Origin of the sequence: Mesorhizobium sp. M4B.F.Ca.ET.143.01.1.1, from assembly GCF_004792275.1 — a bacterium.
GTDB lineage: Bacteria > Pseudomonadota > Alphaproteobacteria > Rhizobiales > Rhizobiaceae > Mesorhizobium > Mesorhizobium abyssinicae.
Map to the genome: position 1 here is coordinate 1 of NZ_SRSR01000304.1, position 297 is coordinate 297.

1 pseudogene is annotated in these 297 nt (G+C 64.6%); it reads right to left on the bottom strand.

Going from position 1 to position 297, the window contains the following annotated elements:
* Window positions 1-64: 64 nt before the first annotated feature.
* A pseudogene (locus tag EN786_RS37095) lies at window positions 65-297 on the bottom strand (hypothetical protein); the annotation flags it as partial.

A 297-nucleotide genomic window follows, 5' to 3' on the forward strand; every position in this document is an offset into this window, starting at 1 on the left:
TCGCGAACGCCGATCGAGACATGGTCGAGCATTGTTTCCTCCATGATTGCAATTGGTTGTCTGCTCAGGCTGGAGTCGCGCGCCGGGCCAGGAATTCGACCTCCATGCGCCAGGTCGCGCCGCCATCATGCGAGCGCTCGCCGAGCCAGCGGAACGAGTGTTCGGTGATGCGTGAAAAGCTCCAGCGCACCGACGCGCCGGTGCCGTCGGCGCCGACCTGGACGATCGTGTCGTCCTCGGCGCGGCCGAGCTGCCGGCTGTAATACTGATTGCGCGGATCGCTCCAGAAGATGTGCC